At 60.1% G+C, this 18,159-nt stretch carries 22 protein-coding genes; 7 read left to right on the top strand and 15 right to left on the bottom strand.

The window, feature by feature from the left end; translation table 11 throughout:
* Nucleotides 1-92: 92 nt before the first annotated feature.
* The 7 genes from AC1Q9F_RS03635 to AC1Q9F_RS03605 form a co-directional block, all read right to left on the bottom strand.
* Nucleotides 93-323 carry a hypothetical protein gene (locus AC1Q9F_RS03635; protein WP_492618931.1) on the bottom strand — a complete coding sequence of 77 codons (231 nt, stop codon included), beginning with the start codon at nucleotides 321-323 and terminating at the stop codon, nucleotides 93-95.
* Between the two features lie 71 nt (nucleotides 324-394).
* The gene (locus AC1Q9F_RS03630) at nucleotides 395-2,020 is read right to left on the bottom strand and encodes an ABC-F family ATP-binding cassette domain-containing protein (protein ID WP_492618932.1); all 1,626 of its coding nucleotides are present in this window, start codon (nucleotides 2,018-2,020) and stop codon (nucleotides 395-397) included.
* Nucleotides 2,021-2,163: 143 nt separating this feature from the next.
* Complete coding sequence (locus tag AC1Q9F_RS03625) at nucleotides 2,164-3,201, bottom strand: DNA topoisomerase IB (protein WP_007958906.1); 1,038 nt, start codon at nucleotides 3,199-3,201, stop codon at nucleotides 2,164-2,166.
* Nucleotides 3,202-3,274: 73 nt separating this feature from the next.
* Complete coding sequence (modC, locus tag AC1Q9F_RS03620) at nucleotides 3,275-4,354, bottom strand: molybdenum ABC transporter ATP-binding protein (RefSeq protein WP_492618933.1); 1,080 nt, start codon at nucleotides 4,352-4,354, stop codon at nucleotides 3,275-3,277.
* A gap of 3 nt (nucleotides 4,355-4,357) precedes the next feature.
* Nucleotides 4,358-5,038 carry a molybdate ABC transporter permease subunit gene (gene modB, locus AC1Q9F_RS03615; RefSeq protein ID WP_007958914.1) on the bottom strand — a complete coding sequence of 227 codons (681 nt, stop codon included), beginning with the start codon at nucleotides 5,036-5,038 and terminating at the stop codon, nucleotides 4,358-4,360.
* Nucleotides 5,039-5,794, bottom strand: a complete 756-nt coding sequence (gene modA / locus AC1Q9F_RS03610) for a molybdate ABC transporter substrate-binding protein (RefSeq protein ID WP_102688025.1) — start codon at nucleotides 5,792-5,794, stop codon at nucleotides 5,039-5,041.
* A 173-nt stretch (nucleotides 5,795-5,967) separates the two neighbouring features.
* On the bottom strand, nucleotides 5,968-7,029 hold the full coding sequence (locus AC1Q9F_RS03605; RefSeq protein ID WP_492618934.1) for an NAD(P)H-dependent flavin oxidoreductase: 1,062 nt from the start codon (nucleotides 7,027-7,029) through the stop codon (nucleotides 5,968-5,970).
* A 214-nt stretch (nucleotides 7,030-7,243) separates the two neighbouring features.
* On the opposite strand from AC1Q9F_RS03605, the gene acuI reads away from it, so the two are divergent.
* Together acuI and AC1Q9F_RS03595 are read left to right on the top strand one after the other, a co-directional pair.
* On the top strand, nucleotides 7,244-8,227 hold the full coding sequence (acuI, locus tag AC1Q9F_RS03600; protein ID WP_492618935.1) for an acrylyl-CoA reductase (NADPH): 984 nt from the start codon (nucleotides 7,244-7,246) through the stop codon (nucleotides 8,225-8,227).
* Nucleotides 8,228-8,288: 61 nt separating this feature from the next.
* Nucleotides 8,289-8,747, top strand: coding sequence for a GyrI-like domain-containing protein (locus AC1Q9F_RS03595; protein WP_492618936.1), 459 nt, complete (start codon nucleotides 8,289-8,291; stop codon nucleotides 8,745-8,747).
* Here AC1Q9F_RS03595 and ada read toward each other — a convergent pair.
* The 5 genes from ada to AC1Q9F_RS03570 all read right to left on the bottom strand — a co-directional run bounded on the left by ada (nucleotide 8,744) and on the right by AC1Q9F_RS03570 (nucleotide 11,880).
* Nucleotides 8,744-9,811 (bottom strand): bifunctional DNA-binding transcriptional regulator/O6-methylguanine-DNA methyltransferase Ada, encoded by a 1,068-nt coding sequence (ada, locus tag AC1Q9F_RS03590; protein ID WP_492618937.1) that lies wholly within the window; start codon nucleotides 9,809-9,811, stop codon nucleotides 8,744-8,746. The genes AC1Q9F_RS03595 and ada overlap by 4 nt on opposite strands.
* Before the next feature lie 88 nt (nucleotides 9,812-9,899).
* Nucleotides 9,900-10,562 carry a DNA oxidative demethylase AlkB gene (gene alkB, locus AC1Q9F_RS03585; RefSeq protein WP_492618938.1) on the bottom strand — a complete coding sequence of 221 codons (663 nt, stop codon included), beginning with the start codon at nucleotides 10,560-10,562 and terminating at the stop codon, nucleotides 9,900-9,902.
* Nucleotides 10,563-10,567: 5 nt separating this feature from the next.
* The gene (locus AC1Q9F_RS03580; RefSeq protein WP_492618939.1) at nucleotides 10,568-11,281 is read right to left on the bottom strand and encodes a 2OG-Fe(II) oxygenase; all 714 of its coding nucleotides are present in this window, start codon (nucleotides 11,279-11,281) and stop codon (nucleotides 10,568-10,570) included.
* Between the two features lie 91 nt (nucleotides 11,282-11,372).
* Nucleotides 11,373-11,543: a hypothetical protein gene (locus AC1Q9F_RS03575; RefSeq protein ID WP_007958927.1), complete on the bottom strand. Its 171-nt coding sequence runs from the start codon at nucleotides 11,541-11,543 to the stop codon at nucleotides 11,373-11,375.
* A 34-nt stretch (nucleotides 11,544-11,577) separates the two neighbouring features.
* A complete protein-coding gene (locus tag AC1Q9F_RS03570) occupies nucleotides 11,578-11,880 on the bottom strand; it encodes a DUF1883 domain-containing protein (protein WP_007958929.1) in 303 nt (100 codons plus the stop codon).
* Nucleotides 11,881-12,091: 211 nt separating this feature from the next.
* Between AC1Q9F_RS03570 and AC1Q9F_RS03565 the strand changes: the two genes are divergently transcribed.
* Nucleotides 12,092-12,448, top strand: a complete 357-nt coding sequence (locus tag AC1Q9F_RS03565; protein WP_492618940.1) for a hypothetical protein — start codon at nucleotides 12,092-12,094, stop codon at nucleotides 12,446-12,448.
* Nucleotides 12,449-12,521: 73 nt separating this feature from the next.
* Nucleotides 12,522-12,752, top strand: coding sequence for a hypothetical protein (locus AC1Q9F_RS03560; RefSeq protein ID WP_011334337.1), 231 nt, complete (start codon nucleotides 12,522-12,524; stop codon nucleotides 12,750-12,752).
* A 2-nt stretch (nucleotides 12,753-12,754) separates the two neighbouring features.
* On the opposite strand, the gene AC1Q9F_RS03555 is transcribed toward AC1Q9F_RS03560, so the two are convergent.
* Entirely contained in the window at nucleotides 12,755-13,051 is a 297-nt protein-coding gene (locus AC1Q9F_RS03555) for a hypothetical protein (RefSeq protein WP_492618941.1), read from the bottom strand.
* Between the two features lie 139 nt (nucleotides 13,052-13,190).
* The gene (locus tag AC1Q9F_RS03550; protein ID WP_096821531.1) at nucleotides 13,191-13,379 is read right to left on the bottom strand and encodes a hypothetical protein; all 189 of its coding nucleotides are present in this window, start codon (nucleotides 13,377-13,379) and stop codon (nucleotides 13,191-13,193) included.
* Nucleotides 13,380-13,626: 247 nt separating this feature from the next.
* On the opposite strand from AC1Q9F_RS03550, the gene galU reads away from it, so the two are divergent.
* On the top strand, nucleotides 13,627-14,466 hold the full coding sequence (gene galU, locus AC1Q9F_RS03545) for a UTP--glucose-1-phosphate uridylyltransferase GalU (RefSeq protein ID WP_007958937.1): 840 nt from the start codon (nucleotides 13,627-13,629) through the stop codon (nucleotides 14,464-14,466).
* Between the two features lie 129 nt (nucleotides 14,467-14,595).
* Nucleotides 14,596-15,954, top strand: a complete 1,359-nt coding sequence (gorA, locus tag AC1Q9F_RS03540; RefSeq protein WP_492618942.1) for a glutathione-disulfide reductase — start codon at nucleotides 14,596-14,598, stop codon at nucleotides 15,952-15,954.
* Here gorA and AC1Q9F_RS03535 read toward each other — a convergent pair.
* Nucleotides 15,951-16,955: a DNA-binding protein gene (locus AC1Q9F_RS03535; protein ID WP_492618943.1), complete on the bottom strand. Its 1,005-nt coding sequence runs from the start codon at nucleotides 16,953-16,955 to the stop codon at nucleotides 15,951-15,953. The genes gorA and AC1Q9F_RS03535 overlap by 4 nt on opposite strands.
* A 177-nt stretch (nucleotides 16,956-17,132) precedes the next feature.
* Here AC1Q9F_RS03535 and AC1Q9F_RS03530 point away from each other — a divergent pair, with 177 nt between their 5' ends.
* Complete coding sequence (locus AC1Q9F_RS03530) at nucleotides 17,133-18,071, top strand: site-specific integrase (RefSeq protein WP_492618944.1); 939 nt, start codon at nucleotides 17,133-17,135, stop codon at nucleotides 18,069-18,071.
* The last annotated feature ends 88 nt before the right edge of the window (nucleotides 18,072-18,159 follow it).

Raw genomic sequence — 18,159 nt, 5'->3', positions numbered from 1 at the left:
GTGGCAGCAAAAAGCCCGCGAAGCGCGAGCTTTCTGCCGTTGGGGCGCTGCTCCTTCAGCTGGTTTGAGTATAGACCCGTAAATGACAGCTATCAGCCCGACGACTCGGGGGCGCTCACTCGCGAGCTGGCGGCGTTGAGCCGGTGACATTCCTTGCGGGCGTCCTCTTCCCGATCGTAGCCATCGCCAATGAAACCGCCGGTTCGTGTGTCGCAGATGCGATACCAGCTTAGGGCTTCGGCGGGCTCATGGAGTGTTTCTCCGGCGCGCCGGCCGTGGATGACGATCTTGTTGCAGCGCTTCACGACGAATATGTCTTCCATGGCGTCACCGCGGCTGATTCGTACCAGATCAACTATAGAAGCCCTGACCAATCGTGCAAAAAATACACAGGTCAGTTCGTCGGGTGCAGTTGCCAGCCTGATGGTTGCCAGCGCAAGTGATGAGTCGGATTCAACGCCTCAAGGAAGTCCTGATCGTGGGAAACGGCGACAATGGCGCCCGGAAATGACTGCAACGCCCGTTCAAATGCTTCCACGGAAGGCAGATCCAGATGATTGGTCGGTTCATCCAGCAGCAACAGCTGCGCAGGATCCGTTCGCCACAAGGCCAGCGCCAGCGCGGCTTTCAGGCGCTCGCCACCGCTCAATAAAGCGCAGGGGGCCGTGGCGCGGCTCGCATCCAGCTGCAAGTGGGCGAGATAGCTGCGCAGGGTGCCCTCGGTCAGCGCAGCCCCTTGCATCATCAGCTGTTCGGTGATGGAACGCTGATCGTCCAGCTGCGCCAGTTGCTGATCCAGGAATGCGAAGGGCACGTGAGTCGTGGCGGTTCCATCGACGGGTGTCAGTTCCCCGGCGAGCACTTTCAACAGGGTTGATTTGCCACATCCATTGGGACCGCTGACAGCGATCCGCATCGGGCCGTGGATCGTAAGATTCAGTGCGCCGTTTGACAGCCAGGGCAGCCGAGCGTCGATCAGCGTGCAGATCTGACGGTTGTTCGGCACGGCGCTCCCGGGCAAATTGATCAACACGCTGTCCTCGGGTTGCACCTTGGCGTAAGCCTCGCGCACTTGGGCATCGAGCTCTGACTTGCGGGCCTGATGACCCTGACGGACATGCCCCATGATCTCCCGGGCGGCGCCCTTGATCGCCACGTATTCAAAACTGGCAATGTTGGCGGTTTCGGCGTTGCGACGGGAGTTGGCGGCGTGGCGCTGTATCGTGTCGTGTTCGCGCCGTAACCGAATCCGCTCGCGCTGGCGTTCGCTTCTGGTGTGGTCGAGACGTGCCTGTGCTGCCGCTTGATGGATTCGCTGATGCTCGCGGAATGCCGAGTAATTGCCACCGAATTCGATAGCCCCCGACGCGCTCAACTCGACGATCCGCTGCATCCGGTCGAGCAATTGCCGATCATGGCTGACGACGATTAAACCGGTGCGCCAGTGTTCCAGCGAGTTCATCAGCCATTGCCGTCCTGATGAATCCAGATGGTTGGTCGGCTCATCGAGAACCAGCAACGGAGCCTGACTCAAAAACGCACCAATCAGGGCGATGCGCGCTTGCTGGCCGCCACTGAGGTTGCCGGTCTCGTCGGTGAAAGAAATATCTCTCAGCCCGGCTTCATCGAGCAGGCGGCGCAGACGGTCCGACAGATCCCATTGTTCGCCAATGAGGTCGAAATCCTCTACTGATCCGCAGCCCCGGTTCATTCGCTCCAGCGCCTGAAGAATCGCGGCGCTGCCGGTGGACTCGGCGACCGTCTCGCCGGGTGCCGCGACAAAGGTTTGCGCCATGTAGTTTGTCGCCACGGCTCGCTTCACGCTGCCGCTGGTAGGTTGCCAATGTCCGGAGATCAGACGTGCCAAAACGCTTTTGCCAACGCCGTTGCGCCCGACAATAGCGGTCGGGGTGTGATCGAATTTCAGATTGAGTGCAGTGAAAATCGTCTCGCCATTGGCGAACTGAAAACCCAGTTGATTCAGGGAGACGAGAGCAGGCGTACGCGAGACGTGAGTCATCGGCACCTCCAAAAAATGTCGTGAACAGTGACAAGCGCCATGTACGGCGTGTCGCGATTACATTTTTGAAGGCTTAGTTGTTCACTTCTGCGGTCATCCCGGGGAGGTAGGAGGGCGTAGCCTAGTCGAGACGGCCGAAGGCTTCAAGGCGTGCCTGCCTGCTCGACCATCCGTTCAAGGAACAGCGCCAACGCGACTTCTTCCTTGCGCAGGCCTTTGCGGATGCGCGGTTTCGGTAACTCGGCCAAGGCCCCGAGCATGAAATGTTCGACCACCGCCGGGTGGATGTAGCACTTGCGGCAGACCGCCGGCGTGTTGCCCAGTTGGCGGGCGACGCCCTTCACCATTTCGACCACATGCCGCTTGGCCTCGGTCTCGGACTCCCATTGCAGCTCCCGCAGAACCGCCAAAGCGAGGGCGCTGCCGGCCCAGGTCCGGTAATCCTTGGCGGTGAAGTCAGCGCCGGTCAGGGTTTGCAGGTAGGTGTTGACATCAGAGGAGCTGACGGTGTGCCGCTCACCATTTTCATCCAGATACTGGAACAGGTTCTGGCCCGGAATTTCCAGGCAACGCTTGATGATCCGCGCCAGGCGCCGGTCTTTCACCGTGATCTGATGTTCGATGCCGCTCTTGCCGCGAAACTGGAACAGGATCGCGCTGCCGTTGACCTCGACATGCCGGCTGCGCAGGGTGGTCAGGCCGTAGGAGCGGTTGTCCCGCGCGTATTGCGTATTGCCGACGCGAATCAGGGTGGCGTCGAGCAGCGTGATGACGGTCGCCATGACTTTGTCTCGGCTGAAGCCCGGCGAGGCCAGCAGCGCCTCCAGCTGTTTGCGCAGTTTGGGCAGCGCCAGACCGAACTCGCGTAGACGCGAATACTTGTCCGCGTCACGCACTTCGCGCCAGCGAGCGTGATAGCGATATTGCTTGCGTCCACGGGCATCGCGGCCGGTAGCTTGCAGATGGCCGCGCGGGTCAGCGCAGATCCACACGTCGATGTAGGCCGGTGGAACGGCCAGTGCGTTGATGCGTTTGATCTCGTCGGGATCGGTGATGCGCTGACCTGCGGGGTCGAAGTAGGCGAATTTTCCGCGCAGTTTCTTACGGGTGATACCTGGCTGCGTGTCATCGACGTAATGCAGGTCCGAAGGCAACACTTCGGTGAGCGCAGTATCGGGCATGGCGGACTTCCTTCGCGGCAAATCAGGCTGTTAAAGCCATTGACCGCGCGTCATGACGGTCGTGCCCGCGGATTTACGCCAGTACCGCAACAGCCTTGATCTGGGCCCACAATGACTGGCCCGGATGCGCGCCAAGCTGATCCCGTGAATAGCGTGTGATGCGCGCCAGCAACGGTGTTCCGCCGGCATCGAGGCGAATGAGCACATGCGCGGCGTTATCGGCCGGTTGTTCGCTGACGACCGTGACCGGCAGGCGATTGAGGATGCTGCTGAACTCGCTGTTTTGCAGGGTCAGGCTGATGTCGCGTGCGTGCACCTTGCAACGCAGTCTCTGGCCCGTTGTCATCGGCGCGTGAGTCACGCGAATGTTCAGTGACGAGTCCGGCAATCGCAGGGTGAGCAATTGGTAGTCGGTATCGTAGCCGCTGACCTGGCCTTCGATGATCACGCCGGCGTCGTTGTCCATGGCCAGGGGCAGGTCGAGCCGCGCCAGGGTTTCGCCAATCGGACCGCTGGCCAGCGCTTTGCCATCGCTGAGCAGCACCAGATGATCGGCAAGCCGGGCCACTTCGTCCTGAGCGTGGCTGACATACAGCACCGGGATTTCCAGTTCGTCGTGCAGGCGTTGCAGGTAGGGCAGGATTTCGCTTTTGCGCTGACTGTCGAGGGCCGCCAAAGGCTCGTCCATCAGCAGCAGCCGGGGGCTGGTCAACAGCGCGCGAGCGATGCCGACACGCTGACGCTCACCGCCGGACAAGTGCTGCGGGTGACGATCGAGCAAGTGGCCGATGCCCAGCAGTTCGGTGGCTTGGGTGATGTCGACCCGGCGCTGCGCCTTGGCAATGCGTTTGAGGCCGAATTGCAGATTGGCCAACACCGACAGGTGCGGAAACAGGCTGGCTTCCTGAAACACATAGCCGAGCGCACGTTTGTGCGGCGGCACGAAAATGCCTTTTTCGCTGTCCTGCCAGACCTCGTCATTGATGCGGATAAACGCCTGCGGCGCGCGTTCGAGCCCGGCGATGCAGCGCAGGCAAGTGGTCTTGCCCGAGCCGGACTGACCGAACAGCGCGGTCACGCCGCGACCGGGCATCTGCAGGTCAACATCGAGGCTGAAGCCCGACCAGGCCAGTTTCAGACGTGCATCAATCATCGATCAGCTCCAGCCCGCGCGAGTCTTGCGGCTGGAATACAGCGCCAGCAACACCAGAAACGAAAACACCAGCATCGCCCCGGCCAGCCAGTGCGCCTGCGCGTACTCCATGGCTTCGACGTGGTCGTAGATTTGTACGGAAACCACCCGGGTCTTGTCGGGAATATTCCCGCCGATCATCAGTACCACACCGAATTCGCCGACGGTGTGGGCGAAACCGAGAATTGCTGCAGTGATGAAACCGGGACGTGCCAGGGGCAGGATCACGCTGAAAAAGGTGTCCCAGGGATTGGCGCGCAAGGTCGCGGCCACTTCCAGTGGGCGAGTACCGATCGCGGAGAAGGCGTTTTGTAACGGCTGCACCACGAACGGCATGGAATAGAGCACCGAACCGATCACCAGGCCGGTGAAGCTGAAGGTCAGGGTGCCAAGCCCCAGCCATTGGGTGAAATGGCCAATGAAGCCATTGGGGCCGAGCGCCAGCAGCAGATAGAAACCGATGACCGTCGGTGGCAGCACCAACGGCAACGCGACAATCGCGCCGATGGGGCCGCGCAGCCAGGAACGGCTGCGCGACAACCACAGGGCAATCGGAGTGCCGACGACCAGCAGGATTGCGGTGGTCAGGGACGCCAGTTTCAGGGTCAGCCAGATCGCCGCGAAATCAGCACTCGTCAGCGACATTTACAGCTGGTAACCGTAGGACTTGATGACCGCAGCGGCTTTCGGGCCTTTTAGATAATCAACCAGCGCCTTGGCAGCAGCGTTGTCCTTGCCCTTGTTGAGGATCACGGCGTCTTGCTTGATCGGATCATGCATGCTCGCCGGAACGATCCACGCCGAGCCGCTGCTGACCTTGCCGTCCTTGTAGATCTGCGACAGGGCGACGAAGCCCAGTTCGGCGTTGCCGGTGGACACGAACTGATAGGCCTGGGTGATGTTCTGGCCTTCGACGATCTTGGCTTTAGTGGCTTCAGTCAGTTTCAGCTTTTCCAGCACCTGAGTGGCGGCCAGACCATAAGGGGCGGCTTTCGGGTTGGCGATGGACAGGTGCTGGTACTCGTTTTTCTTCAGGACGTCGCCTTTGGCATCGACGTAACCTTCCTTGGCCGACCACAGCGCCAGAGTGCCGATGGCGTAGGTGAAGCGCGAACCCTTGACGGTATCGCCTTCTTTTTCGAGTTTTTCAGGGGTGGTGTCGTCAGCCGAGAGGAACACTTCAAACGGCGCGCCGTTTTTGATCTGGGTGTAGAACTGGCCGGTGGCGCCGTACGCAGCGACCAGTTTGTGTCCGGTGTCTTTTTCAAAATCGGCGGCAATTGCCTGGATCGGTGCGGTGAAGTTGGCCGCGACAGCGACTTGCACTTCGTCGGCCTGCGCGGCGCCGATGGCGAATACCGCGAGCAGGGCAGGGGCAAAACGTGAGGCACGATTGATCATGTAACGGCTCCGTGGGTGGCAAGTGCAGTGGGCAGTTGTTATTGGAAGGTAGACTGCGCCGATGCGAGGGGGTGAAACGCTATATAGCGAAATATATAGCGAAATGCCGCCAAACGGGAAGCACTGCTTTTAAACCGGGTGAAAGTGCCACGCTCCTCACCCGTTCGGGCTCATCAACGCGTCAGTTTTGCCAGCGCGCCTTCAGCCAGTTGCCGGGTCAGTTCGGCGGTGCCGATGTCTTTGCCGAGCGTGAACGCCTGGCCGGCCCAGAGGTTGCTGAACTCCGCTTCACCCTTCGCGCGCAGCGGCATCAAGGCGCCGCCTGCCAGCGGAAAGGCAGGGGCCTTGTCCGATATCGGGCCCAGCTCGCGCATTACCCGATTGAGAATCCCCCGCGCGGGGCGTCCGGTAAACAGATTGGTCACCGCCGTTTCGCTTTCCTTGGCGGTGCGCAAGGCCTTGTGGTGCGACGCACTGACTTTCGCTTCCGGAGTAAACAGATACGCCGTCCCGGCCTGAACCGCTGAAGCTCCGAGCAGGAACGCTGCAGCCACGCCGCGCGCATCGGCAATCGCACCGGCAGCAATCACCGGCACGCTCACGGCGTCGACCACTTGCGGCACCAGGGCAAACGTACCGACCTGACTGCTCAGGTCATTGCTGAGGAACATACCGCGATGGCCGCCGGCCTCGTAACCCATGGCGATGATCGCGTCGCAACCGTTCTGCTCCAGCCAGATCGCTTCGTCGACGGTGGTTGCCGACGAGATGATTTTCGCGCCGGTGGCCTTGACCCGATCCAGCAAGGATTTTTCCGGCAGGCCGAAGTGGAAACTCACCACTTCAGGGCGAAACTCTTCCAGCACTTCGCAGGCAGCCGCATCGAAGGGCGCGCGGTTGGACACCGGCGTCGGCGCATCGAAATCGACACCCAGTTCGCGATAGTAGGGTTCCAGCAGGTTTTTCCAGTCGCGGGCCTTTTGCTCATCGGCGGCCGGAGGTTGATGGCAGAAGAAGTTGACGTTGAACGGCTTGTTCGTGCCCTGGCGAATGATCTTCAGCTCTTCGCGCAGTTGCTCGATGGTCAGCATTGCCGCCGGCATCGAACCGAGGCCACCGGCGTTGCACGCTGCGATAACCATGGATGAGTTGGTGGCACCGGCCATGGGGCCCTGGATGATCGGCAGTTCGATGCCGAACAGGTCAAGAATGCGGGTATCAGGCCATTGGCTCATGGAATAGCTTCTCCGACGACAAAACAGGGCAGGGACGGTAGCAGCCGGTTTTTTAACGCAAAGCCACCCCCATGACCAGCACAGATTTGTAGCTTGAACAGCCGGCGCTGGCTGGGCGTTCGGGCCCGATTGGCTAAAGGTCGAGTGGGGCAAAATGTTGCAGTGTGCTATTCCAATCCCTCGACATCCTGAATTCCACCCGTGAGAGGCAGTCATGTTCAAAGGCATTTTGATCGACAAAGACGACAGTGGTTATCGCGCCAACCTGCAGGAGATCAACGACGAACAGTTGCCGGAAGGCGATGTGACGGTTCGCGTCGCGTACAGCACGCTGAACTTCAAGGACGGCCTGGCGATCACCGGCAGCAGCCCGGTGGTGCGCAAGTTTCCGATGGTGCCGGGGATCGATCTGGCGGGCACCGTTGAAGTCAGTTCGCGCCCGGATTACAAGGTCGGCGATGCGGTTCTGCTCAACGGCTGGGGCGTTGGTGAAAACCACTGGGGCGGTCTGGCGCAAAAAGCGCGATTGAACGGTGACTGGCTGATTCCGCTGCCCAAGGCATTCACCGCCGCGCAAGCCATGGCCATCGGCACGGCCGGTTATACGGCGATGCTGTGCGTCATGGCGCTGGAGCGCAACGGCGTGACCCCGCAACAGGGCGAAGTGCTGGTGACCGGTGCCAACGGTGGCGTCGGCAGTTTTGCCATCGCATTGTTGAGCAAGCTGGGCTACCGCGTGGTCGCTTCGACCGGTCGGGTGTCGGAGCACGAATACCTGAAGCAACTGGGCGCTGGCGAAATCATTGATCGCGCGACCCTGTCCGAACCCGGCAAGCCGCTGGCCAAAGAGCGCTGGGCGGGCGTCATCGATTCGGTCGGCAGTCACACGCTGGCCAATGCCTGCGCCAGCACCCGGGCCGAAGGCACCGTGGCCGCATGCGGTCTGGCTCAGGGCATGGACTTTCCGGCGTCGGTGGCGCCGTTCATTCTGCGTGGCGTGACGCTGGCCGGGATCAACAGCGTGACCCAGCCCAAGGCACGCCGCATCGAGGCCTGGGATCGTCTGGCGAAGGATCTGGATTTCGCGCTTTTGCCGCTGATCAGCCACGAAATCGGCCTCGGCGAAGCCCTCGAAGCGGCCCCGAAGTTGCTCGCCGGTCAGTTGCGCGGGCGGGTTGTGGTCGACGTCAATCGCTGACACATTAGCGCCATCGCGGCCCGCCCGGGCCGCACTTCGAGCTAATGGAGTGGCGTTTTCGATGGACTTACAACAGCAATACGTCGATTCATTCACGGTTTCCGGCCTGCGTGTACGCACCACCAACGCAGCCGAACACAACCCTGAAACCGCGCAGATCGGTTCGATGTGGGGACAGTTTTTTGCCAAGGGGCTGGCCGAGGTGATTCCCGGCAAACTGACGGAGTCGTCAGTGTATGGCGTGTACTCGGCTTACGAGTCGGATGCCTCCGGGGCATTCGATGTCACCGCCGGGGTGGCGGTGACCGAACCGTCAGCAGACTTCGAGACGATCCGCATCGAAAGCGGCAACTATCTGGTGTTCGAAGGGCGCGGCCCGTTGCCGGGAGCGGTCATCGAGACCTGGGGCCGGATCTGGCAGCACTTTGAAGCCAATCCGCAGATCGAGCGTCGATTCGCTACCGACTTCGAGGCCTACACCGGCCCCGAATCGGTGGCGATTTACATCGGCCTGCGTTAAGCCGGCGTTTCGCGCAGCAACAGCTCACGCTTGCGCTCCACGCCCCAGCGGTAGCCGCTGAGGTTGCCGTCGCTACGCACCACGCGGTGGCACGGAATGGCTACCGCGAGGCTGTTGGCGCCGCAAGCCTGAGCCACAGCGCGCACGGCTTTTGGCGAGCCGATCCGCAGGGCGATGTCCGCGTAGCTGGCGGTGCTGCCGACCGGTATTTCCCGCAGCGCCTGCCACACCCGTTCCTGAAACGCCGTGCCGCGCACATCCAGCGGCAAATCCAGTCCGATGGCAGGCGCTTCGATGAAGCCGACGACGTGAGCGATCAGCTGTTCGAACTCGGCATCGGCGCCGATCAGGTTGGCGCGGCGAAACTGGTCCTGCAGGTCGCACACCAATTGGTGCGGGTCGTCCCCCAACAGAATCGCGCAGATCCCGCGCGCGCTCTGTGCCACCAGAATGGCGCCGAGCGAGCACTGGCCGACGGCGAAGCGGATGTCGTTGTTCTGGCCGGCAGCCCGGAAGTCGCCGGGTTTCATGCCCAGTACCTGATCGGCCGCTTCGTAGAAACGGCTGTTGGAGTTGAAGCCGGCGTCATACAGCGCGTCGGTCACCGAGCCGCCGTCTGCCAGACGCTGCCGAACCCGGCGCGAGCGATGCGCGGCGGCATAGCCTTTCGGCGTCAGCCCCGTCGCGGCCTTGAATACACGATGAAAATGGAAGGCACTCAGGCCGGCGGTCTCGGCGAGATCGTTGAGCGCCGGCAGACTGTCCGACGCCTCGATCTGGCGACAGGCTGCCGCGACAGTGGCGGCATGCTGCGCGGCGACTTCGGTCTGATCCTTGCTCGCCCGTTTGCTGGGGCGATAGCCCGCTGCCTCGGCGTCCTCGGCGGTGTCGAAGAACTCGACGTTCTGCGGTTTCGGCAAGCGCGCCAGGCTGCTGGGGCGGCAATAGATGCCGGTGGTTTTCACGGCATACACAAACTGGCCGTCCGCCCGAGGGTCGCGTGCCACGACTGCGGCCCAGCGTGGATCGTCTTCAGTGTTCAGCGAGGTGGAAAGCGTTTTCATGATGGAGAGTCCGTTGACCTGTTGAATTTCAGGTTAACCAGTGCCACCGGCCGGAACACTCCGACCCTTGCGGTCAAACTTTGCAGGATTATCCAGCGGTGCGAAACGTCAGGTTGAAACGCTGTTCACCCAGGCGCGGGTGCCGGCCAGGCTTGATCGGCAGGATGCCGTGATAGCGCAGTCGGTCGACACCGCCCCAGATCACCATGTCGCCGTGCAGCAGCGAGATTTTCTGGCTCCTGTCGCCGCGTACGAAACCGCCGAACAGGAACGTTGCCGGCAAGCCCAATGACAGCGAAACGATCGGCGCTTCGTAGGCATTTTCGTCTTTGTCCTGATGCAACGACATCTTTGCGCCTGGGACATAGCGATTGATCAGGCAGGAATCTGGTACGAAGTCGGCAAATCCGGCGCATTTCGCTGCGGCCTGCGCCAGCTCGCGAAACACCTCGGGCATGGCGGGCCAGGGTTGGTGGTTCACGGGATCTTCGGATGAATAGCGGTAGCCGCTGCGATCGGTAATCCAGCCCAGCGCACCGCAACTGCTGGAGGCCACCGACATGCTGAAGCCTCCGGGCGTCATCATGTGGCGCAATGGGGCGCAGGCGATGATCGATTCCAGGGCCGGCAACAACTGCTCGATTTGTGGCAAGGCAAAACCGCGCAACACCCAGGATTGCTCGCCGATCTGTTCGGCGCGCCGGGGCTGCTCGGATTCTGTGTCGGCGAACAGATCGAAGGTGGTTTGCATGATCGTCAGGTCGCGTCGTGGAAGATGATGCCCAGAGTATGCCGTTTTCCGCTGTGCAGTCGGCTGACACCGTGGCGCATGGTCACCCGATAGTCGCCGCGCACGCCTTTGACCGGGCGCTGGTTGACGGCAAAGATCAGCGCGTCGCCTTTTCTCAGGTCCATCACCAGCGGACGCGACTGCATTCTTGGACGTTGTTCGGTCATGACGAACTCACCGCCGGTGAAATCTTCGACAGGTTCTGACAGAAGAATCGCCACTTGCAACGGAAATACATGTTCGCCGTACAGGTCCTGATGCAGACAGTTGTAGTCCTGCGGGCCGTATTGCAGCAAGAGCGGGGTAGGTCGCAGTTGACCGGCGGCGTGGCAGCGCTCGAGAAATTCGCGGTGTTGCTCTGGAAAGCGTTCCGGCAGTCCCATGCGTTCATGCCAGCGGTTGGCCAGAGGCACAAGTCGCGGGTAAAGCGCACTGCGCAGGCGTTCCACCACGGGTGGTAGCGGATAGCGCAGGTATTTGTATTCACCGCGTCCGAAACCATGACGGGCCATGATGACCTGGGATCGAAACGGTTCACTTTGTGGGTAAAGCGCACTCAACCGATCACAGGTGTCCGGGCGCAGCAGTGTGCGGATGACGGCGCAACCATCCTGGTCCAGTTGCTGCTCCAGGGCGATCCAGTCGAGCGCATCGAGCGGGGAGGCGGGTGAGGGTGACATGCTGATTCCTTGGCTTGCATTCAGGTATCAGTCTGGGCCGTCCACCCGGCCGGAACACTCCGCCGCTTGCGGTCGAATTGTCGTCCGGGTCTTACAGGGCCTTGCTGACGCTGATGTCGCTGATCACATCGTCGCTCTGACCGTGCAGGGCATCCAGTGCTGCCTTGGCTTCTTCCGGCGTGCCGTTTTCCAGTTGGGCGAACTCGAAGCGGCGTTCACCGTTGAGTTTGTACTTGATCACGTATTTGGTCGTTTGGGCCACGTTGATGCTTACCTGTCTGCGTTGGCGGAACCGCTCAGCTGAGTTTGGAGCTCGAGCGGCGAATGATCTTGATCGAATGCGTCAGCGTCGGCTTGCGAGTTACGCTGATCGCCCGGCGGTTGACGGTGTCGATGGTGATGTTCCAGAAGCCGGTGCTCGGCGCGGTGATACGGGCCGGGAACGTGTCGAAAGCGCCGCCGTGATAGGTGTGACGGCCGCCATTCTTGAAGCTGCGGAAGTTGGCGTCGTTCATCAAGCGGATGTTGCAGGTTTGCGAGCATTGGATGACGACGATGTCGTCTTCGTTGAGGTGCTCGCGCTGGTGAATGAATTTCATGGGCGCCTCCAGAAGGGCTTTTTCTACAAAATCAAAACGATAGCATTGTCGATTGGCGCAGTTTATCAGCCCGGACGGGTTATTATCTGGCCGTCGGGCGTCGCTTTGACAATTAAAAACAGATATTCACGATTTCATGTGGGTTAAATGCAGCAGGCCTCGGAGAAAAACGGCATTCGTGCTGTCGGAGGGTCTTTATTGGAGGTTTTGTATGAAATGGGGTGTGGTGATTCTGCCGTTGGCATTGGCAATGGGTGGTTGCGCAAGCGTTTCGGAAATCAATGAAACACTGCCGACCATGAACGTCATTTCCGGCAAGAAACCCCATGAATATGCTGAGTGCCTGGCCGAAAAGCTGTCCAACAGCCGTGGTGCCTTGCAGGTAGAGCGGCACAAGGACGAAGTGCGGGTCATCGTTCCGGGCAAGCTGGGATCGGGTCCGGCCGCGGTGTTTGACATCGAGGATCGCTCCGGCGGCAGCAGTATCAAACTGCACGAGCGGATGTCCAATGTGCCGCTGCGTCCGTGGGATGTGCGCAACGCCGCCACGGCCTGCATTTCCGGCTGATAGACTGTCAGCAGTCAGCATTGATGCCGTCACAGCTTTGCTGTGGCGGCATTGTCATTTCTGGGAGCGGTGAATGAAGAGAGAGCAGGTGCGGGAGCGACACAAGGAAGGGCTCATTGCGGCGACCCATGTGATCCAGAACCCGGCGAATCCGGGGGAGTGGATCGTGTTTTTCAAGAAGAGCGCCGGTCGCAGTTACTTCCTGGTCGATGATAACGACGAAGTCGAATCCTTCAACCGGCTCGACGACCTGATCGAGGTCGTGCGCGGGCTGGGGATCAAGTTCGCCGAAATTCACATGTAAGGCTATTTGCACACCACCACGACGCTGCGGGTTTTGTAGTTGCCGACGTCGACGCCCAGGGTCTTGTCGCTTTCCTTGGGCGCTGGTGTTCCATCTGTCCCGACGATTCGATAGCCCGTTCCGGCACAGGACGCGTCCGCCTTTTCATAACAGGTGGCCCAGGAATTGGCTTCGCCGGAGCAGTCGATGCTCAACCCTTGTTCGCCGTTGTTCAGGTAGGTGGTCTGTGAGGTGGCGCAACCGGCCAAGGCCGCGAGCGCAATCAGGGGCAGGAAACTGATGAAGGGGCGGTTGATCATGGCAATGTCGTCTTCGAGGAGGAGGGGGCTAGACGCTATGACAGCGCCGGCATGAAAAGGTTATAGCGATTGGCCACTTCTTTGCGCGCAGACAAAAAAAGCCCTGCGCGAAGGCAGGGCCGGGATTCGTCGTTGCGGATCAGTCTTGGTCCTTGCCGCGACGCTTCGGTGCAGGAGGCGTGTAATCAAGCACCGCGGCTACTTCAATCGCCATCGCTTCAGTGGGCAACGGACCGGACACATCTTCGCCGTTGGCGGCAGTGATATGCCACTGGCCATCTTTCGCCTTGGCGACGGTGTACCCATTGATGATTTTTGCTGCGGACATCTAACTGCCTCGTTGGCTGGTTCAAAGGCGCAATGATAGCGGTAAATGGGCGAACGGGCGCAGGTCGATGAGGTGTTTCGAGATCTTTGGGCTACGCTGATTGCGCAGCCTCTGCGTGCGGATTGAACTATCCGCCAGATTATTTCTCTATGTTGACATCGGTTAGCCAGTGCGGGGCATTGTAAGGTGCACGCCGCCTGATTAGACTGCGCCGAAACTCGTACACACAGCCCTTTCAAGGACTTATATGATCAAGAAATGCTTGTTCCCAGCAGCCGGTTACGGTACTCGCTTCCTCCCAGCGACTAAGGCCATGCCCAAAGAAATGCTGCCGGTGGTAAACAAGCCACTGATCCAGTACGGCGTCGAAGAAGCTCTGGATGCTGGCCTGAACGAAATCTCCATCGTGACCGGCCGTGGCAAGCGTGCCCTGGAAGACCACTTCGACATCAGCTATGAGCTGGAAAACCAGATCAAAGGCACCGACAAGGAAAAATACCTGGTCGGTATCCGCAAGCTGCTGGACGAGTGCTCGTTCTCCTACACCCGTCAGACTGAAATGAAAGGCCTGGGTCACGCGATCCTGACCGGTCGCCCGCTGATCGGTGACGAGCCGTTCGCCGTGGTGCTGGCGGACGACCTGTGCGTCAACCTCGAAGGCGACGGCGTACTGACCCAGATGGTCAAGCTGTACAAGCAGTTCCGCTGCTCGATCATTGCCATCCAGGAAGTCGATCCGCAGGAAACCAGCAAGTACGGCGTGATCGCTGGCGAAATGATCCGCGACGACATCTACCGCGTACACAGCATGGTCGAGAAGCCAAAGCCGGAAGATGCGCCGTCGAACCTGGCGATCATCGGCCGCTACATCCTGACCCCGGACATCTTCGACCTGATCGAACAGACCGAGCCAGGCAAGGGCGGTGAAATCCAGATCACCGACGCCCTGATGAAACAAGCCCAGAACGGCTGCGTGATGGCCTACAAGTTCAAGGGCAAGCGTTTCGACTGCGGTGGTGCTGAAGGCTACATCGAAGCAACCAACTTCTGCTTCGAGAACTTCTATAAGACTGGCAAGGCTTACTGATAAAGCCTGATCTGCCTGTACGAAAAAGCCACCTTCGGGTGGCTTTTTCATTTTCCGCCCCTATATCGGCAGGAGTGCTTGCCCAACGGACGACGGCGGGTATGCTGATCGCCTGCCGAGGAGATAGAAATGGCCTACGATTTTGACCTTTATGTGATTGGTGCCGGTTCCGGCGGTGTGCGGGCTGCGCGTTTTGCTGCCGGGTTTGGTGCGAAAGTGGCGGTGGCCGAGAGCCGTTATCTGGGCGGTACCTGCGTCAACGTTGGTTGCGTACCGAAAAAACTGTTGGTGTACGGCGCCCACTTTGCCGAAGACTTCGAACAGTCTTCGGGATTTGGCTGGAGCCTGGGTGAGGCGGATTTCGATTGGGCCACGCTGATTGCCAACAAGGATCGCGAGATCAATCGCCTGAACGGCATTTATCGCAATCTGCTGGTTAACAGCGGCGTGACGCTGCATGAAGCGCACGCCAAGATCGTTGGTCCTCACGAAGTCGAGGTCAATGGCGAGCGATTCACTGCGAAGAATATTCTGATCGCCACCGGTGGCTGGCCGCAGATTCCCGAGATTCCGGGGCATGAGCATGCGATCAGCTCGAACCAGGCGTTCTTCCTCAAAGAACTGCCCAAGCGTGTACTGGTCGTCGGTGGCGGTTACATCGCCGTCGAATTTGCCGGGATTTTCCATGGCCTGGGCGCCAACACGACGTTGCTGTATCGCGGGGATCTGTTCCTGCGCGGTTTCGACGGTTCGGTGCGTAATCATCTGAAGGAAGAGCTGACCAAGCGTGGTCTGGATCTGCAATTCAATGCCGACATTGCCCGCATCGACAAGCAACCGGATGGCAGCCTGAAGGCGACTCTCAAGGATGGTCGCGTGCTGGAAGCGGATTGTGTGTTCTACGCCACCGGCCGACGTCCGATGCTGGACAACCTGGGGCTGGAAAACACCGATGTGCAGCTCGACGACAAAGGCTTCATCAAAGTCGACGAGGAATATCAAACCACCGAGCCATCAATTCTGGCGCTGGGCGATGTCATCGGTCGCGTGCAGTTGACGCCTGTGGCGCTGGCGGAAGGCATGGCAGTGGCACGGCGCCTGTTCAAACCTGAGCAATACCGTCCGGTGGATTACAAGATGATCCCGACGGCAGTGTTCAGTCTGCCGAACATCGGCACCGTCGGCCTGACCGAAGAAGAGGCGCGGGAAGCGGGTCACGACGTCGTGATCTACGAAAGCCGCTTCCGGCCGATGAAGCTGACCCTGACTGACTGCCAGGAGCGCACGCTGATGAAGCTGGTGGTCGATGGCAAGTCCGACAAGGTGCTGGGCTGTCACATGGTCGGGCCGGATGCTGGCGAGATCGTGCAAGGTCTGGCAATCGCGTTGAAGGCTGGCGCCACCAAACGTGACTTCGACGACACCATCGGGGTGCACCCGACGGCGGCCGAAGAATTTGTCACGATGCGTACGCCGGTCGGCGCTTAAGTCTTTTTCGGTTCTGCTGCGTCTGGCGCTGCCGCAACGGTGGTGGCCAGGCGCAGACTGTCTTGCGCTTTGGTCAATTCCTTCTCCAATGACTGATTGAGCTGCGACTGCTCGTCGACGTTCTGCTTGAGCGTCTGGCTTTCCAGCAGCGCCACGCGCAGGCGTTCCTGGAGGAGGGTGCGTTCGCTGTCGACGCGAGACGCTTGCTCCAGCAGTTGATCCTGACGCTGATTGCTGTGCTTGAGCTGATCCTGCATCAGGCTCAGTTCGCGCACGGTGCCGCGATTTTCGGTCAGCAGGCGTTCGTTGTCGCGGTGCAGTTGGGTGATTTCGTCCTGGCGTACTAGCGCGCTTTGCTGCGCCTGGCGCAACTCCATCTGCAACTGCTGAACCTGGGTTTCGTGACGGCTCTGTTCCTGCTCGCGCTGTTCCTTGATGGCGTTGCGGTAGTGTTCAAGCGCATCGCGGGCGTGCAGGTGCTTTTCTTCCAGCGAGCGGATCTGCTCGTCCTTGTCCTGCAAGCGTAATTCAAAATCGGCCAGTGCCTGATTCAGCCCGGCGTTGCGAGTCTGTTCGGTCTGCAGCATCGAGCGGGTATCGCTCAGGGCTTCGGATTCCTTGACCAGCGCGGCGGCCTGAATGTCGTGCTTCTTCTCCAGTTGCGCGTGATCCTGACGAAGCTGATTCAGCTCGTCCTCCAGTGCCTGACGCTGTTGCTCGTACTGCTCGCGTGCCTGATCAATCGGCTCCTGCGCCTGCTCTTTCAGGCGTTGGGCAAGGCGCGTGACGAGGGCGAGGAGTTCGTCATCAATGGGCTCTGCCGAAGGATCGGCCGGTTCGCTGCCGTCATCCAGCTCCTTCAGATAACGATGAATCGTGGTTTTTGAACCCGTATTACCCAGTTCGATGCGTACTGCGTCGATGCTGGGGTGTTCGCCACGGGCGAGGATCGCTGTGCGCGCGATCTGGACTACTGCTTTGTTAACGCCGCCACGGGCCATATCTGCTCCTACCATTTCGTACTGTGGTACATGCCACTAAAGTACGTAGTGTACCATGTTGAAAATAAAGTGAAATAACCACCGATAAACGGGCGGGATATACTGGTATTACCCCATGTGAAACCCCTAAAATTGGTTTCCACACAAACCCTCAGTACGCCACGAGAAAATCAGCCCATGAGCGATATCGATCGCTATCTGCAAGCCGCTACCCGCGACAACACCCGCCGCAGCTATCGTTCGGCCGTCGAGCATTTCGAAACGGTATGGGGTGGGTTCCTGCCCGCGACAGCTGACAGCATCGCGCGGTATCTGGTGGCTCACGCGGGCGTGCTGTCGGTCAACACGCTGAAGTTGCGTCTCTCGGCGCTGGCGCAGTGGCACAACAGTCAGGGCTTCGCCGATCCCACCAAGTCGCCGGTGGTGCGCAAAGTCTTCAAGGGCATTCGCGCCCTGCATCCCGCGCAGGAAAAACAGGCCGAGCCCCTCCAATTGCGCGATCTTGAGCAGACCGTCGCCTGGCTTGAGCAGGAAATGAAAGTCGCCCGGGAACAACAGGACCGGCCGCTGCTGCTAAGAGCTTGCCGCGACCGCGCGTTGATCCTGTTGGGCTTCTGGCGCGGCTTTCGTAGCGATGAACTGTGTCGGGTACAGATCGAGCACGTCCAGGCGCACGCCGGCAGCGGCATCACCCTGTACCTGCCGCGCAGCAAGGGCGATCGGGAAAACCTCGGGCAGACCTATCAGGCGCCGGCACTGCTGAAGTTGTGTCCGGTGCAGGCTTACATCGAATGGATCACCGAGGCAGCACTGGTGCGGGGCCCGGTGTTTCGCGCCGTCGACCGCTGGGGCAATCTGAGCGAGGAGGGCTTGCACGCCAACAGCGTGATTCCGTTGCTGCGTCAGGCCCTGGAACGCGCCGGTATTTCCGCCGAGCGCTACACCAGCCACTCCCTGCGTCGCGGCTTTGCAACATGGGCTCATCAAAGCGGCTGGGATCTCAAATCGTTGATGAGTTACGTGGGCTGGAAGGATATGAAGTCCGCCATGCGCTATGTTGAAGCAAGCCCCTTTCACGGGATGGCCCGGATTACGGATAAGCCGCTGTCGCCGTAGATATCGTTTTCTTCTATTAATACCCTCAGCTAATAGCGAAAACAAATCAGCAGCATCAGGTTTGCCAATGAGCCATCCGTCGAGTGGC

It is taken from the genome of Pseudomonas sp. GW823-FHT04A03 (genome assembly GCF_058796615.1).
The sequence above is the reverse complement of the archived record's forward strand: the minus strand, read 5'-3'. Positions and strand labels throughout refer to the sequence as shown.